The sequence below is a fragment of the Lentzea sp. NPDC003310 genome, assembly GCF_040610935.1.
In the GTDB taxonomy this organism is placed as follows: domain Bacteria; phylum Actinomycetota; class Actinomycetes; order Mycobacteriales; family Pseudonocardiaceae; genus Lentzea.
Map to the genome: position 1 here is coordinate 137,866 of NZ_JBEXNC010000013.1, position 13,959 is coordinate 151,824.

The following is a 13,959-nucleotide window of genomic DNA, read 5'->3' on the forward strand; positions in this document are numbered from 1 at the left end:
GGACGTCGAACGCGGCCGGACCCCGATCGACACGGGTCCGCGGGCCGCATACCGGTCAGCCGATGGGGTCGGGCAGCCGGGTGACCTCGTAGTCGCAGTCGATGACGTCACCGGTGGCGGGGTCGCGCAGCTCGACGCGCCAGCGCGACGCGAACTGGTCCACGCCGTGGTGCATCGGGATCGTGCCGGACAGCAGCACGGTTCCGGGCTCGAGCAGGTCGAGTTCCTTGAGCCGCTCCACCCAGTACTGCGGGGTCAGCAGCTCGGCGAGGGTGCCGCGCTGGATCTCCACGCCGTCCGCCCACGCGGTCAGCTCGATCGAGTCGATCCGGTCCGCCACGTCGGCGAGGCGCCACGCCTTGCGGCCCAGCACGTCCGGGCCGGCGTTCTTGCTCCAGGCGACGCCGTGGACTTCCAGCGCGCGGTCCGTGTGGTCGCATGCGACGGTCAGCAGGACATCTGAACCAGTCACCACCAGCGCCCACTCGGCCTCGCCCGACGTGCGGCCGTGCTGCGCGGGGACCGACGAGGTCTGCTGCGCGAGGTACGGCGACACGGGGTAGAGGCTCGGCGTCACGGACGGCGCCGGCACGCCCAGCTCGGCGAGTTCGCGCACGTGAGCGGCCACGTCGTCCTGGCTGCGACCGGCGTAGCCGCCGTTCAGCAGGGTCGTCACGGCGACCTCGGCGACGGTGCCGTCCGGCAGGTCGAACGCCAGCGCGACGGCCTGTGTACGAACAGTAGACATGCGGTACTCCTTGCGCATACGAGTTGTATACAGGCAGTATTACCGCATGCCGCCTGACACAGCAACGCAAGCCACGTCACCGGACGTGCCGCGGTCCGCCCTCGTCCGGGCCTTCGTGGCCTCGCTCTCCGGTACAGCACTCGAGTGGTACGACTTCGCGATCTACAACGTCGCCGCGGCCGTCGTGCTCGGCCCGTTGTTCTTCCCGAGCGAGGAACCGCTCACCGCGACGCTGCTCGCGTTCTCGACCTACGCCGTCGGTTACCTGTCCCGGCCGCTCGGCGGGTTCCTGTTCGGCCGCCTCGGCGACAAGATCGGCCGCAAGCGCGTGCTGGTCACGACGTTGCTGATCACCGGTATCGCCACGCTGCTCATCGGTCTGTTGCCGACGCACGCCGCGATCGGTCCCGCGGCCGGTGTGCTGCTCGTGCTGCTGCGGTTCGCGCAGGGCGTCGGCCTCGGCGGCGAGTGGGGCGGCGCGGTGCTGCTGTCCAGCGAGTACGGCGACCCGCGGCAGCGCGGCTTCTGGGCGAGCGCCGCCCAGATCGGCCCGCCCGCCGGCAACCTGATGGCGAACGGCGTGCTCGCGCTCCTCGGCGTCGCGCTGTCGGACGCCGCGTTCATGTCGTGGGGCTGGCGCGTCGCGTTCCTGCTGTCCGCGGTGCTCGTGATCTTCGGCCTGTGGATCCGCGTGAAGCTGGAGGAGACCCCGGTCTTCAAGGCGATCGAGGCCCGCGGCGACCGCCCGTCCGCGCCGATCAGCGAGGTGTTCCGCACGCAGACCCGGCCGCTGATCGCCGCCGTGCTGTGCCGCGTCGGCCCGGACGTGCTGTACGCGCTGCACACCGTGTTCGTGCTGACCTACCTCACGACCCAGCTCAAGCTGCCGCGCAACGTCGGTCTGATCGCCGTCCTGATCGCCTCGGGCTTCCAGCTGTTCCTGATGCCGCTCGCCGGGTGGCTGTCGGACAAGGTCAACCGGCGCGGCCTGTACGCGGTGGCGGCGGTGTGCGGCGCGGTGTGGCCGTTCGTGCTGTTCCCACTCATCGACACGAAGTCGTGGCCGCTCATCGTGCTCGGCGTCGTCATCGGACTCGGCTTCCACGCCTTCATGTACGGGCCGCAGGCCGCGTTCATCGCCGAGCAGTTCACCGAACGCCTGCGCTACACCGGCAGCTCGCTCGCGTACACGCTCGCCGGTGTGATCGGTGGCGCCATCGCGCCGTTGCTCTTCACGGCACTGTTGGCCAGCTTCGGCACGTGGGTGGTCGTCGGCCTCTACGTCACGGTGGCGTGCGTGGTGACGCTCGTGGGTCTGTGGCTCGGTCGCGACCCGCAGGAAGAAGGCGAGGCTCAGCCGTTGAGCAGCACCTTCAGCGTGGTGTCCAAGTGAGCGGTGATCGCCGCGGTGGCCGCGCCGACGTCTCCGGACTCGAGCGCGGCCACGATCTCGTCGTGCTCGTCGATCACGGCCTGCTGCCGGCCGTGCGCCCGGTACAACGCGACCACACCCGCGCGCACCTGCCGTGCGCGCAACCCCTCGTAGGTCTTCGTCAGCAGGTCGTTGCCCGTCGCCGCCACCAGCAGCGCGTGGAACTGCCGGTCGACGTCGATGAACTGCCGTGCGTCCTCGACCAGGAACCGCTGCTGCTCGATCAGCTCCTGCATGCGCCGCAGCGGAACGGTGCCCTCGGCCATCGTGCGCTCGGCCGCGTACCGCTCGATGACGCCGCGCAGCTCCATCAGCTCGCTGATCTGCCGCGAGGACAACGGCGCGACGTACGCGCCCTTCTTCGGCACGAGCTGCACCAGGTCCTCGGCGGCGAGCAGCAGCAGGGCCTCGCGGATCGGCGTGCGGGAGACGCCGATCTGGTTGGCGACGTCCTGCTCGCTGATGAACCGCCCCTGCATCTCGGGGTCGGCGAGAATGGTGTCCTTGAGGAACTCGTAGGCCTTTTCCCTGCCAGACAACGCGTCCGCACCTTGCATACAACATGTATACCAGAGGAGGATCATGCGCTTCGCGCTCAGCCAGATCAGCTCCACCGCTGATCCGCAGGAGAACCTTGCCACCGTGCGCGCCCATGTAGCCAGTGCGGCGGAACAAGGCGCACGCGTCGTGCACTTCCCGGAGGCCACTCAGTGCCGCTTCGGCGTGCCACTCAAGCCCGTCGCCGAACCTCTTGACGGCCCGTGGGCGTCAGCGGTCCGCGGCATCGCCGACGAGCACGACGTCGTCGTGGTCGCGGGCATGTTCACGCCGGGCGAAGGTGAGAGGGTCGCCAACACCACGCTCGTCACCGGCGCCGGCCTGCACCTCGGCTACGACAAGATCCACCTGTTCGACGCGTTCGGCTTCCGCGAGTCCGACGGCGTCACCCCTGGCGAGAAGCCCGTGACGTTCGAGGTCGACGGCACCACCATCGGCCTCGCCACCTGCTACGACGTCCGGTTCCCCGAGCTCTTCCGCGCCCTCGCGACGACCGCGCCCGTGATCCTGCTCGGCGCCTCCTGGGGAGCGGGCCCCGGCAAGGCCGACCAGTGGGACCTGCTCGTCCAGGCACGAGCCCTGGACGCCACGTCCTGGGTGCTGGCGACGGGCCAGGCCTTCCCCGACGCCGACCACGGCTCGGCCCCGACGGGCATCGGCCGCAGTGCCGTCGTCGACCCGCTCGGCACCGTCCGCGAGCGCCTCGACGGCCGGCCGGGCACCATCGTGTCCGATGTGGACACCGCACTCGTCGAGGACGTCCGCGCGAAGCTGCCCGTGCTCGCCAACCGGAGGCTGTGATGCGCGAGGAGCACGAGTTCTTCCCGACCGGCGACCTCGTCTGGCGGCAGGCGGACGAGGGCGTCACCGAACGCGTGCTCAGCCGCGACCCGGACACCACGACGCTGACGCGGATCGCGCGCTGGGCACCGGGCCTGGAAACGAGCGGCGTGCTCCGCCACGACTACCACGAGGAGGTCTACCTGCTGGAGGGCGAACTCACCGACCTCACGCTCGGCAGGACCTTCACCGCGGGCGACTTCGCGAGCCGCCGCCCCGGCATGCCGCACGGCCCGTACCGCACGGACACCGGCTGCGTGATGCTGGAGATCCGCACGGCCCTCTAAGTCGCGTTGCGGTAGACGTGCCACGCGATCACGAGGTCCTGCATCGGCAACCCGGCCGGGCTGTACACGGTGACCTGCTCCGCCGAGGTCCGCCCGGGGTGCTCGCCGCGCAGCACCGCGCCGATCGTCGTGTCGGCCGCGACGTGCGCGAGCCCCGGATCGTCCACCACGACCAGCGCCTCGTCGAGCAGGGCCGGTCCGAGCTCGGCCTTGCCCGGCTCGTCGGCGCCGAGGCTCGTCATGTGCGTGCCGGGCGGGACGCGGTGCAACACCGGCTCACGCGACGAAATCGCGCTCGGCCCGACTTCCGCGAGAACGGCACCGAGCAGGTTTCCGGCACTGCGCCGGACGGCACCGTGCACGCGTACAGCGCCGCTACCAGCACATCCGGCACCACGAACGCATCGTCTCCACGTACACGATGCACCAGAACGACACGCGCACGAGCGTCAGCCTCGCGACGATGGAGTTCGCGGAGACCGACGGCAAGACGACGCTCACCGTCACCGAGCACGGCGCGTTCTTCGACGGCCTAGACCGGCCCGAGTGGCGCGAGCAGGGCACCAACGCCCTGCTCGACGCCCTCGGCAGGATTCTTTAGACCCAGCGCACGTGGGTGCCGTCGCGCACGGTGCCCACGTACTCCTCGACCAGGTCCTCCAGCGCCACCACGCCGACGACCGCGCCGTCCGCGTCCACCGCCCGCGCGAGGTGCGACTGGGCCCGGCGCAAGGCGGTCAGCGCCTCGTCCAGGCGCGCGTCCACCGGCACGTCCGGCAGCCCGCGCACCCGGTCGCGCGGCACCGACGTCTCCGCGCCCTCCAGGTCCAGCACGTCCTTGACGTGCAGGTACCCGATCAGCCCGGTGTCGGTGAGCACCGGGAAGCGCGAGAACCCGGTCGTCGCCACCGCCGTCTCGATCTCGCCCACGGTGGGGGAGCCCGACACCGTCGTCAGCTTGTCGAGCGGCACCAGGACGTCGGCGACCGTGCGGGCGGCCGACGACAACGTCTGCGCCAGCCGCCGGTGCTCCGAGTCCTCCAGCAGGCCCTCGGAGCGGGACTGCCCGATCAGCAGCGCCAGGTCGTCCGGCGTGTAGGCCGACTCCAACTCGTCGACGGGCTCCACGCCGAACCGCCGCAGCACCCACCGGCCCACGGCCGTGAACAGCGCCAGCACCGGCGCGATCATCCGCGAGAACCCGTAGTGCACCGGCACGAGCCACACCGCGGCCCGTTCCGGACCGGCGATCGCGAGGTTCTTCGGCACCATCTCGCCGAGGATCGTGTGCAGCGCGACAACGATGACCAACGCCACCGCGAACGCCACACCGTGCACCACGGCCAACGGCAGCTCGACGGCACCGAGGGGCCCCTCCAGCACGGAAGCCAGCGCGGGTTCGGCGATCGCACCCAGGCCGAGCGAGCACAGGGTGATGCCGAGCTGCGCGCCCGCGATCAGCAACGGCAGCTCCTGCGACGCCTTGATCGCGGTGCGGGCCCGCGAGGACCCCTTGTCCGCCAACGCCTCCAGCCGGTCCCGGCGCGCGGTGATCACCGCGAACTCGGCGCCGACGAAGAACGCGTTGCCCGCCAGCAGCAGGAAGATCACGAGGAAGTTCACGAGGACGACACCACCCGCAGCTCGGCCACGCGGTGCTTGTCCATCCGCATGACGGTGACCCTCCAGCCGTCGACCCGGATCTCGTCGCCGACGTCCGGGATCCGGCCGAGCCGCGCCAGCACGAGGCCGGCCAGCGTCTCGTAGTCGCCCTCGGGCATCTGGAACCCGGTCGCGTCGGCCACCTCGTCGTCGCGCAGCAACCCGGACACGATCCAGCTGTCGGACCCCAGCGAGCGCACCGGCGCCGCCTCGCCGCGGTCGTGCTCGTCGCGCACGTCGCCGACGATCTCCTCGACCACGTCCTCCAGCGTCACCATGCCGGCCGTGCCGCCGTACTCGTCGACGACCAGCGCGGTCTGCAGCCCGGACGCGCGCAGCCGGTCCAGCAGCGCGTCGCCCTCCAGCGTCTCCGGCACCGAGTAGACCGGTCTGGTCAGCGCGGACAACGGCGTGGAGACGCGCAGCGCGGCCGGCACGGCGAAGGCCTGCTTCACGTGCACGATCCCGCTCACCTCGTCCAGCGAGCCGTTGTGCACGGGGAACCGGGAGAACCCGGTCTCGCGCGCCTTCAGCACCAGGTCCGCCACCGTCGCGTCGGCCCGCAGCGCCTCGACCCGCACGCGCGGCGTCATCAGCTCGCCGGCCGTGCGGTCGCCGAAGCGCAGCGACCGGTCCAGCAGCACCGCGGTGCCCTGGTCCAGCGTGCCGTGCTCGGCCGACGTGCGGACCAGCGCGCCCAGCTCCTCGGGCGACCGCGCGGACGCCAGCTCCTCGACCGGTTCGACGCCGAAGCGCCGGACCAGCCAGTTCGCCGCGTTGTTCATCGCGGTGATCAGCCAGCGGAACACCGTCGAGAACGCCGCCTGGAACCCGACCACGCCGCGCGCGGTCTCCAGGGGCTTCGCGATCGCCAGGTTCTTGGGGACCAGCTCGCCGAACACCATCGACAACGCCGTGGCGATCGCCAGCGCGAGCGCCAGCGACAGCCCGTTGGCCACCGCGGGCGGCACGCCCACCAGGGTCAGGCCGGGCTCGATCAGCTCGGCGATCGCGGGCTCCGCGATGTACCCGGTGATCAGCGTGGTCAGCGTGATGGCGAGCTGGGCTCCGGAGAGCTGGAACGAGAGCGTGCGGTGCGCCCGGTCGATGGTCCGCGCCTTCGCGTCGCCGACCTCGGCGACGTGGCGTTCGACGGTGCTCCGCTCCAGCGCGGTCAGCGAGAACTCCGCCGCCACCGCGATGAACGTGCCCGCGGTCAGCGCCACGACGGCGAGCAGGCCGAGCACGCTCAGAAGGATTCCGGTCACCTGCGCGCTCCAAAGGAACGGGGGACCGGGCTTATATGCCAGTCAGGGCCAGACCCCATGGGGACGGCTCAACTCCTCATGACCTGTGTACGTGATTAGCCAGACGAGTCTAATTGTGGGCAGTGGAGGCCCGGAGCACCACCTCACCCGCCACTCGGACGGTGCGGGCCTCGTCACCCCCGGCGTCGAGCACGAGACCTGCGGCGATCTCGCCCATCTCCTCCAGCGGGAGGCGCACGGTGGACAAAGCGGGCACCGTGTCGCGCAGCGTCGGGATGTCGTCGAACCCGGCGATCGACATGTCCTCCGGCACCCGCACGCCGCGTTCCCGCAGCGCCGCCATGGCCCCCATCGCCATCACGTCCGTCACGGCGAACACGCAGGTGGCGCGCGACTTCGAGGCCAGCAGCTCCATCGCGGCCTCGTACCCGCCGTCGCGGGTGAACGCGCCGTTGACCACGACCGGCGGCGCGATGCCGGCGTCGCTCAGGCCCGCCTTGAACCCGGCGAGCCGGTCACGGGCCACCACGAGCTCGGAAGGACCACCCAATACGGCGAACTTCTTGTGCCCGAGCTCCGCGAGCGCACGGGCCAGCGCACGTCCACCGGCGCGGTTGCCGGGCACGACCGTGTCGGTGCCGAGCTTCGCCTGCGACACGCACGCGACCCGTCCGCCCTGCTCGGTGAACGCGTCGATCTCGGCCGCGAGCCGTGCTTGCGCCGCACGGTCCGTGGTCCGCGAGCCGGCCAGCACCACCGCACGCGCCCGATGCGCACGCAGAGTGGACAACAGCTCCGCCTCACGCTCCGGACGGCGCCCGGTCGTCCCGAGGACGACGACGAGCCCGGCCTCCTCGGCCACCCGCGTCACCCCCGCCGCGATGCACGAGAAGTACGGGTCGGTGATGTCGTGGACCACCAGTCCGACGAGCGAGCTCGAGTTGCGGGCCAGCGCCTGCGCCGAGGCGTTCGGCACGTAGCCGAGCTCCTCGGCGGTGCGCAGGACGCGCTCGCTCAGGTCCTCGCTCACCTGCCGCGTGCTGCCGTTGAGCACGCGAGAAGCGGTCGCCAACGACACACCCGCCTGCTTCGCCACCTCGGCGAGCGTCACCTGTCGGGCGGACACGACCACCTCCGTCAACACACATGTGAGCGCTGAGACTAACTCGCGGGGAGGTTGACGTCCGCGAAGCGCCGCGATTAGCGTGGCGGGAAAGCGCTTTCCAGCGCTGCTACCAGGGAGGTGCGATGGCGGTTCGGACCATTGGCGTGGCGGTCAACGGCGTCACCGGGCGGATGGGATATCGCCAGCACCTGGTCCGGTCCCTGCTGCCGTTGCGCGACGAGGGCGTGCGGTTGCAGGACGGGACCGTGCTGAAGGTGGAGCCCGTCCTCGTGGGGCGCAACGCGGACAAGCTCAAGGAGATCGCCGAGCGCCACGACCTCGCGCGCTGGACGACGGACCTCGACTCCGCGCTCGCCGACCCGTCGGTCGAGATCTACTTCGACTCGCAGGTCACGTCGCGGCACGTGGAGTCGATCACGAAGGCGATCGAGGCGGGCAAGCACATCTACACCGAGAAGCCGGTGAGCGAGACCGTCGAGGAGGCGCTGCAGCTCGCCCGCCTCGCCGACGCGCGCGGCGTCAAGCACGGCGTGGTCGCGGACAAGCTGTACCTGCCGGGCATCCGCAAGCTCAAGCGGCTGATCGACGGCGGCTTCTTCGGCCGGATCCTCAGCGTGCGCGGCGAGTTCGGCTACTGGGTCTTCGAGGGCGACTGGCAGCCCGCGCAGCGCCCGAGCTGGAACTACCGGGCGCAGGACGGCGGCGGCATCGTCTCGGACATGTTCTGCCACTGGAGCTACCTGCTGCACGACCTTTTCGGGCGGGTCGAGGCCGTCACCGCGAAGGCCGTGACGCACGTCCCGACCCGCTGGGACGAGCAGGGCGACGCCTACGAGGCCACCGCGGACGACGCCGCGTACGGGATCTTCGAGATCGAGAACGGCGTCATCGCGCAGATCAACTCGTCGTGGTGCGTGCGGGTGCGCCGCGACGAGCTCGTCGAGTTCCAAGTGGACGGCACCGAGGGGAGTGCGGTCGCGGGGTTGCGCGAGTGCTTCGTGCAACCCCGCGCCGTCACGCCGAAGCCGGTCTGGAACCCGGACCTCCCGGTCACGCACCCGTTCCGCGAGCAGTGGCAGCAGGTGCCGGACAACGAGGAGTTCGACAACGGCTTCAAGGTGCAGTGGGCGGAGTTCCTGCGCCACGTCCACGAGGGCACGCCGTTCCCGCACGACTTCCGCGCGGGCGCACGGGGTGTCGCGCTGGCGGCCGCCGGCCTGCGGTCCTCTTCGGAGGGTCGCCGGGTGGAGATCGCCGATGTCTAGCCGCATCGTGTTCGCCGCGGCCCACGTCGTGGCGCGGGACGAGCGCACGGTGGACTGGGACGCGACCCTCGCGTTCCGGCACCACCTCTGGTCGCACGGCCTGGGCGTCGCCGAGGCCATGGACACCGCGCAACGCGGCATGGGCCTCGACTGGCCGACGGCCGCCGAGCTCGTCCGCCGCAGCGCCGCCGAGAAGGCCGGGCGGATCTGCGCGGGCGTCGCGACGGACCACCTGGACGGCGACGCGAGCCTCGACGCCGTGCTGAACGCCTACCTGGAGCAGCTCGACGTCGTCCAGGAGGCGGGCGCCCAGCCCGTGCTGATGTGCTCGCGGCAGCTCGCCGCGGCCGCCCGCGGTCCCGAGGACTACGAGAAGGTCTACGGCACGCTGCTCGACCGCGTCAGCGAGCCGGTGGTCCTGCACTGGCTCGGCACCGCGTTCGACCCGAAGCTCGAGGGCTACTGGGGTTCGGCCGAGATCCCGCAGGCCACCCGGAACTTCCTGGAGATCGTCCACTCGCGGCCGGACAAGGTCGACGGCGTCAAGGTCTCGCTGCTCGACGCCGACCACGAGATCGGGCTGCGCCGCGCGCTGCCGGAGGGCGTCCTCTGCTACACCGGCGACGACTTCAACTACCCGGACCTGATCGCGGGCGACGAGCAGGGCCACAGCCACGCGCTGCTCGGCATCTTCGACCCGATCGCCCCGGTCGCCGCGAAGGCCCTCGCGAAACTGGCCGAGGGCGACACCGACGAGTTCCACCGCATTCTGGCGCCGACGGTGCCGTTGTCCCGCCATCTGTTCAGCACGCCGACCTACTACTACAAGACAGGTGTCGTGTTCCTGGCCTGGCTCGCCGGGCACCAGGAACGGTTCCAGCTCCTCGGCGGCCTGGAGTCCGCGCGCACCGTCGAGCACCTGGCCGAGGCGAAACGGCTCGCCGAGATCGCCGGCGTGATCGACCCCGAGTTCGCGGAACGGCGGTGGAGCGCGTGGCTCGCCTCTCGTTGAACCAGGCCACGATCAAACGGGCCACCGTCGTCGAGGCGGTCGAAGGCTGTGCGCGGCACGGCGTCGAGGCGATCGGGCTGTGGCGTGAACCGGTCGCCGACCACGGCCTCGACCGCACCGCGAAACTCGTCGCCGACGCGGGCCTGCGGGTGTCGTCGTTGTGCCGCGGCGGGTTCCTCACGGCGCCGGACAACCGGGCCGCGCTCGACGACAACCGCCGCGCGATCGACGAGGCGGCGGCGCTGCGCACGGACACGCTGGTGATGGTCGTCGGGGGAGTGGCGGGCGACAAGGACCTCGTCGGCGCACGTCAGCGCGTCGCCGACGCCATCGCGGAACTGGCGCCGTACGCGGCGCAGGCGGGCGTGACGCTCGCGCTGGAACCGATGCACCCGGTGTTCTGCGCGGACCGCGGCGTGCTCTCGACACTGGGGCAGGCGCTGGACCTCGCCGAGGCGCACGAGTCCGTCGGCGTCGTCGTGGACGCGCTGCACGTCTGGTGGGACCCGGCGCTGGACGAGCAGGTCGTGCGCGCCGGCCCGCGCATCGCGTCGTACCAGGTGTGCGACTGGCTCACGCCCGTGCCCGCCGACGTGCTGCTCGGCCGCGGCTACCCCGGGGACGGTGACATCGACCTGGACCGCCTGACCAGGCAGGTCGCGGCGACCGGGTACGCGGGGGACGTCGAGGTGGAGATCTTCAACGCCGACATCTGGGCGGCGGACTTCGACGAGGTCATCGAGGAGGTGACGCGCAGGTACCACGACGTTGTGGAACCGGCGCTCTAGAACCCGCGCGGGGAAGCCGGTCGTCGACGGCGGCGACGACCGACCCCGGCGTGGTGCCTGTATATCCGAAATCCGCCGCACCCAGGTCCGGATTCCGGATAAATCTCGGGAATCAGCCGCCGTTGAAGAACCTGTAAACCTTTGCGCGGTGCTTGGGCTTCGACGTCGTGATCCTGATGACGGCGTCGAACATGGACCGCCCGAGTTCCGCGCGGGCCGCGACGGCCGGGTGCGTGGTGCTGAAGTCCTCGTCGTTCACGGCCTTGTCGCCCGCGAACTCACCCGACGCGAACATCGAGTAGATCAGGATCGCCCGGTCGTCCGCGCTGAACATGATCCCGGCCTCGTTGCGGCCGTCGGCGAACCAGCCGGCCTTCGTGGCGACGCGCAGCCGCTCGTTCGTCGTGAGGTTGAGGCGCACGCCGTCGGTGAAGCTCGCCGTGGCGCGCAGGATGTTCAGCAGGTACGCGGTGGACGCCGCGGACAGCAGCTGGCCGTCGACCAGCTTCTGCAGCAACGTGTGCGTTTCGCGCGCCGTCGTGGTGCCGAGGAAGAACCGGTTCGGGTTCGCGACCGGGACGACCTGGGTGTGCACGAAACCCTTGGCGCGCAGGATCTCGTTGAGCTCGAGCGCCGGCACGACGAGACCGCACAGGCGCACGGCGGTGTTGTCGGAGACCGTCAGCAGGTTCGCGAGCGCGTGGCCGACCGTGACCTCGCTCGGGTACGCGCCGTCGAGCGCGAAGATGCCGTCGGTGTCCTGGATGACGATCGCGGAGGAGACGGTGACCGTCTGGTCGAGCTTGATCAGCCCTCGGTCCACCTTGTCCAGCACGGCGACGGCGACGGCGATCTTGTTGACGCTGTAGGCCTCGACGACCTTGTCGGCGTCCTCGTCGACGGCGGGCTTCGTCGCCCCGTCGAGGTCGGCGACCGTGATCAGCGACGACCACGTGCCCCGCGCCCTGCGGGCCTGCCGCCGGTAGACCTGGGCCACGCGCTTGCGCGACCGGTCGGCCGTCGCCGGGGAGCGTTCGATCTCTACCTCCGCGTCTTCCTGCGCTTGTGCTGCACCGTTGGAGCCGAGCACGGCCGTCGCGGCCGCGACGGTTCCCAGCCCGAACACGGACCTGCGGTTCAATGTCATGGGCCACATCAAAACAGGCGGCACTGACACTTCCCTGACTAGGGTTCCCGATCATGGAACACGTCTTCGTGGTGACCGGCGCATCCCGCGGAATCGGGGCGGCGACCGCCTCCCTGGCTGCTCAGGCGGGGTATCGGGTGGTCAGGGCTTCGCGCAGTGCAGAAGAATCTGTCGGCGATCGCGGATGGGACGCCCGATGCGACGTTTCTTCCTGGGATTCCGTGCAGGATCTCATGTCCCGTGTGGAATCGCGTTGGGGACGAATAGACGTCGTGTTCGCGAACGCGGGCGTTTCGGTGGACACGTCGTTCGTCTCAACGTCGGGTGCCGAGCCGTCCGAATGGTCGGACATGGTGCTGACGAACGTCTGTGGACCGGCCTTCACCGCGCGTGCCGCGATGCCCGCGCTGATGCGGTCGGGCGGACATCTCGTGCTGACCGGGTCCGCCGCCGGGCGCGGCGTGCGCCCCGGCAACCTGTACTCCGCGACCAAGTGGGCGATCACCGGTCTGGCGCAGGCGATCCGCGCCGAGGCGGTCGGCACCGGCGTCCGGGTCACCGTGGTGCAGCCGGGGCTCGTCGACACGGAGGCCATCCCGGCGTCCCGCGTGGACGACCCGAAGCTCGCGCCGGAGGACGTGGGCAGGGCGGTGCTCTACGCCGTGTCCCAGCCGTCCACTGTGGACGTGAACGAGATCCTGCTGCGGCCGACCGGCCAGGCCGCGCACCGATGAGGGGGTAGTTCGTGATCGTGCTCTTCGCCGTCGGCGGCGGTGGCGACCCGGAACGGCACCGGCCGTTGCTGGACCACCTCGCCGCCCGCGGTCACCAGGTGATCGCGCCGTCGTTCCCGCGGCTGCACCCGCAGCAGGCGACGTGGGAGGACTACCTGGCCCGGCCGCTGGGCCTGGTCGAGGCGCTGCGGGACGTGGACCCGGACGCCGAGGTCGCGGTGGTCGGCCACTCGATCGGCGCGTGGGCGGGCCTGTGCCTCGCGGGCGCGACGCCGTGGAGCAGGGACCGCGCACCGCTGGAGGTGCCGCGCGACTCCCGCGTCCGCCGCCTGGTGCTCTACACGCCGCCCGCCGGGTGGTTCGCCGCACCGGGCGCGCTGGACGCCGTGACGACACCGATGCTCGTCTACGTCGGCGAGCTCGACACCTTCGTGCCCGCGTCCGAAGTGGAGCTCCTGCGCGCCGCACCGGCCGAAGTGGACCTGCGGGTCGTGCCGAAGGCGGGCCACTTCGGCTTCGTGCACGTGCCGCCGCCGGGGGTGGAGGACGACCCGGCGTTCGACCGGAACGGTTTCCTGGCGCGGATGGTCGACGAGACCAGCGCGTTCGTCAGCTCTCGCTGAGCACGTCCGAACACCGCCGCAGGAGCGCGCGCAGCTGGGCGCGCTCCTCGTCGGTGAACGCGTCCGCGAGCTTCCGCTCCACCGCCACCGCGGCCCGGTCCGCCTCGCGGAACCGCGCCTGCCCGGCCTCGGTCAGCCGGTTCTCCAGGACGTTGCTCTGCCACTGCTGCGGCGTGCGTTCCACGAGCCCGAGCGCGACCAGGTTCTGCAGGATCGTCGTCATCGTCTGAGGCGTCGTCAGGCACAACCGCGCGAGAGTCGCCGCGGGCGCACCGGGGTTCTCGCTCAACGCGAGCAACGCCGAGTACTGCGGCACGGTCAGCCCCGCGGGCTTCACCGCCGCCGACTTCGCGGTCATCAGGTCCAGCTCGGTGCGCTTGATGTCCCCGCCGAGCCGATCACCGCTGCGCATCCGTTCATCGTAAGAGTGTGGTAAGAGTATGGATAGATATCAGAACTCTGATACTCA

16 protein-coding genes and 1 pseudogene are annotated in these 13,959 nt (G+C 70.9%); 9 read left to right on the forward strand and 8 right to left on the reverse strand.

From position 1 onward, the window contains the following. Nucleotides 1-55: 55 nt before the first annotated feature. A complete protein-coding gene (locus ABZX02_RS26885; protein WP_355301868.1) occupies nt 56-748 on the reverse strand; it encodes a DUF2848 domain-containing protein in 693 nt (230 codons plus the stop codon). Between the two features lie 46 nt (nt 749-794). On the opposite strand from ABZX02_RS26885, the gene ABZX02_RS26890 reads away from it, so the two are divergent. Beyond that, entirely contained in the window at nt 795-2,141 is a 1,347-nt protein-coding gene (locus tag ABZX02_RS26890; protein ID WP_355301870.1) for an MFS transporter, read from the forward strand. Here the strand turns inward: ABZX02_RS26890 and ABZX02_RS26895 are convergent. Continuing rightward, nucleotides 2,102-2,719 carry a GntR family transcriptional regulator gene (locus tag ABZX02_RS26895; RefSeq protein ID WP_355301872.1) on the reverse strand — a complete coding sequence of 206 codons (618 nt, stop codon included), beginning with the start codon at nt 2,717-2,719 and terminating at the stop codon, nt 2,102-2,104. The genes ABZX02_RS26890 and ABZX02_RS26895 overlap by 40 nt on opposite strands. A gap of 43 nt (nt 2,720-2,762) precedes the next feature. On the opposite strand from ABZX02_RS26895, the gene ABZX02_RS26900 reads away from it, so the two are divergent. After that, nucleotides 2,763-3,539 carry a carbon-nitrogen hydrolase family protein gene (locus ABZX02_RS26900; protein ID WP_355301874.1) on the forward strand — a complete coding sequence of 259 codons (777 nt, stop codon included), beginning with the start codon at nt 2,763-2,765 and terminating at the stop codon, nt 3,537-3,539. Next, entirely contained in the window at nt 3,539-3,865 is a 327-nt protein-coding gene (locus tag ABZX02_RS26905; protein WP_355301876.1) for a cupin domain-containing protein, read from the forward strand. The genes ABZX02_RS26900 and ABZX02_RS26905 overlap by 1 nt, the downstream gene beginning before the upstream one ends. On the opposite strand, the gene ABZX02_RS26910 is transcribed toward ABZX02_RS26905, so the two are convergent. Next, the gene (locus ABZX02_RS26910; protein ID WP_355301877.1) at nt 3,862-4,137 is read right to left on the reverse strand and encodes a hypothetical protein; all 276 of its coding nucleotides are present in this window, start codon (nt 4,135-4,137) and stop codon (nt 3,862-3,864) included. The genes ABZX02_RS26905 and ABZX02_RS26910 overlap by 4 nt on opposite strands. Before the next feature lie 98 nt (nt 4,138-4,235). On the opposite strand from ABZX02_RS26910, the pseudogene ABZX02_RS26915 reads away from it, so the two are divergent. Next, nucleotides 4,236-4,466: pseudogene (locus ABZX02_RS26915) on the forward strand (SRPBCC domain-containing protein); the annotation flags it as partial. Here ABZX02_RS26915 and ABZX02_RS26920 read toward each other — a convergent pair. The 3 genes from ABZX02_RS26920 to ABZX02_RS26930 form a co-directional block, all read right to left on the reverse strand. Continuing rightward, a complete protein-coding gene (locus ABZX02_RS26920; RefSeq protein ID WP_355301879.1) occupies nt 4,463-5,488 on the reverse strand; it encodes a hemolysin family protein in 1,026 nt (341 codons plus the stop codon). The pseudogene ABZX02_RS26915 and the gene ABZX02_RS26920 overlap by 4 nt on opposite strands. Further along, a complete protein-coding gene (locus ABZX02_RS26925) occupies nt 5,485-6,795 on the reverse strand; it encodes a hemolysin family protein (protein ID WP_355301881.1) in 1,311 nt (436 codons plus the stop codon). Before ABZX02_RS26925 ends, ABZX02_RS26920 begins: the two co-directional genes overlap by 4 nt. A gap of 109 nt (nt 6,796-6,904) precedes the next feature. Then, on the reverse strand, nt 6,905-7,921 hold the full coding sequence (locus tag ABZX02_RS26930) for a LacI family DNA-binding transcriptional regulator (RefSeq protein WP_355301883.1): 1,017 nt from the start codon (nt 7,919-7,921) through the stop codon (nt 6,905-6,907). A 122-nt stretch (nt 7,922-8,043) separates the two neighbouring features. Here ABZX02_RS26930 and ABZX02_RS26935 point away from each other — a divergent pair, with 122 nt between their 5' ends. The 3 genes from ABZX02_RS26935 to ABZX02_RS26945 are packed head-to-tail and all read left to right on the forward strand — an operon-like array spanning nt 8,044 to nt 10,986. Next, nucleotides 8,044-9,186 carry a Gfo/Idh/MocA family oxidoreductase gene (locus ABZX02_RS26935; protein ID WP_355301885.1) on the forward strand — a complete coding sequence of 381 codons (1,143 nt, stop codon included), beginning with the start codon at nt 8,044-8,046 and terminating at the stop codon, nt 9,184-9,186. Continuing rightward, complete coding sequence (locus ABZX02_RS26940) at nt 9,179-10,198, forward strand: dihydrodipicolinate synthase family protein (RefSeq protein WP_355301887.1); 1,020 nt, start codon at nt 9,179-9,181, stop codon at nt 10,196-10,198. The genes ABZX02_RS26935 and ABZX02_RS26940 overlap by 8 nt, the downstream gene beginning before the upstream one ends. Further along, nucleotides 10,180-10,986 carry a sugar phosphate isomerase/epimerase family protein gene (locus ABZX02_RS26945; protein WP_355301889.1) on the forward strand — a complete coding sequence of 269 codons (807 nt, stop codon included), beginning with the start codon at nt 10,180-10,182 and terminating at the stop codon, nt 10,984-10,986. The genes ABZX02_RS26940 and ABZX02_RS26945 overlap by 19 nt, the downstream gene beginning before the upstream one ends. 112 nt (nt 10,987-11,098) lie before the next feature. Here ABZX02_RS26945 and ABZX02_RS26950 read toward each other — a convergent pair whose 3' ends face one another. Beyond that, entirely contained in the window at nt 11,099-12,133 is a 1,035-nt protein-coding gene (locus ABZX02_RS26950; RefSeq protein ID WP_355301890.1) for a serine hydrolase, read from the reverse strand. A gap of 50 nt (nt 12,134-12,183) precedes the next feature. On the opposite strand from ABZX02_RS26950, the gene ABZX02_RS26955 reads away from it, so the two are divergent. Both ABZX02_RS26955 and ABZX02_RS26960 read left to right on the forward strand, forming a co-directional pair. Further along, nucleotides 12,184-12,867, forward strand: a complete 684-nt coding sequence (locus ABZX02_RS26955; protein WP_355302156.1) for an SDR family NAD(P)-dependent oxidoreductase — start codon at nt 12,184-12,186, stop codon at nt 12,865-12,867. Between the two features lie 11 nt (nt 12,868-12,878). After that, a complete protein-coding gene (locus tag ABZX02_RS26960) occupies nt 12,879-13,490 on the forward strand; it encodes an alpha/beta fold hydrolase (protein WP_355301892.1) in 612 nt (203 codons plus the stop codon). Here the strand turns inward: ABZX02_RS26960 and ABZX02_RS26965 are convergent. Continuing rightward, complete coding sequence (locus ABZX02_RS26965; RefSeq protein WP_355301894.1) at nt 13,477-13,902, reverse strand: MarR family transcriptional regulator; 426 nt, start codon at nt 13,900-13,902, stop codon at nt 13,477-13,479. The two genes, ABZX02_RS26960 and ABZX02_RS26965, sit on opposite strands and share 14 nt — an antisense overlap. Nucleotides 13,903-13,959 lie beyond the last annotated feature (57 nt).

Coding starts and splice junctions, on each gene's coding strand:
- ABZX02_RS26885 (WP_355301868.1), bottom strand. CDS start 748: ATGTCTACTGTTCGTACACAGGCCGTCGCGCTGGCGTTCGACCTGCCG.
- ABZX02_RS26890 (WP_355301870.1), top strand. CDS start 795: ATGCCGCCTGACACAGCAACGCAAGCCACGTCACCGGACGTGCCGCGG.
- ABZX02_RS26900 (WP_355301874.1), top strand. CDS start 2,763: ATGCGCTTCGCGCTCAGCCAGATCAGCTCCACCGCTGATCCGCAGGAG.
- ABZX02_RS26905 (WP_355301876.1), top strand. CDS start 3,539: ATGCGCGAGGAGCACGAGTTCTTCCCGACCGGCGACCTCGTCTGGCGG.
- ABZX02_RS26935 (WP_355301885.1), top strand. CDS start 8,044: ATGGCGGTTCGGACCATTGGCGTGGCGGTCAACGGCGTCACCGGGCGG.
- ABZX02_RS26940 (WP_355301887.1), top strand. CDS start 9,179: ATGTCTAGCCGCATCGTGTTCGCCGCGGCCCACGTCGTGGCGCGGGAC.
- ABZX02_RS26950 (WP_355301890.1), bottom strand. CDS start 12,133: ATGACATTGAACCGCAGGTCCGTGTTCGGGCTGGGAACCGTCGCGGCC.
- ABZX02_RS26965 (WP_355301894.1), bottom strand. CDS start 13,902: ATGCGCAGCGGTGATCGGCTCGGCGGGGACATCAAGCGCACCGAGCTG.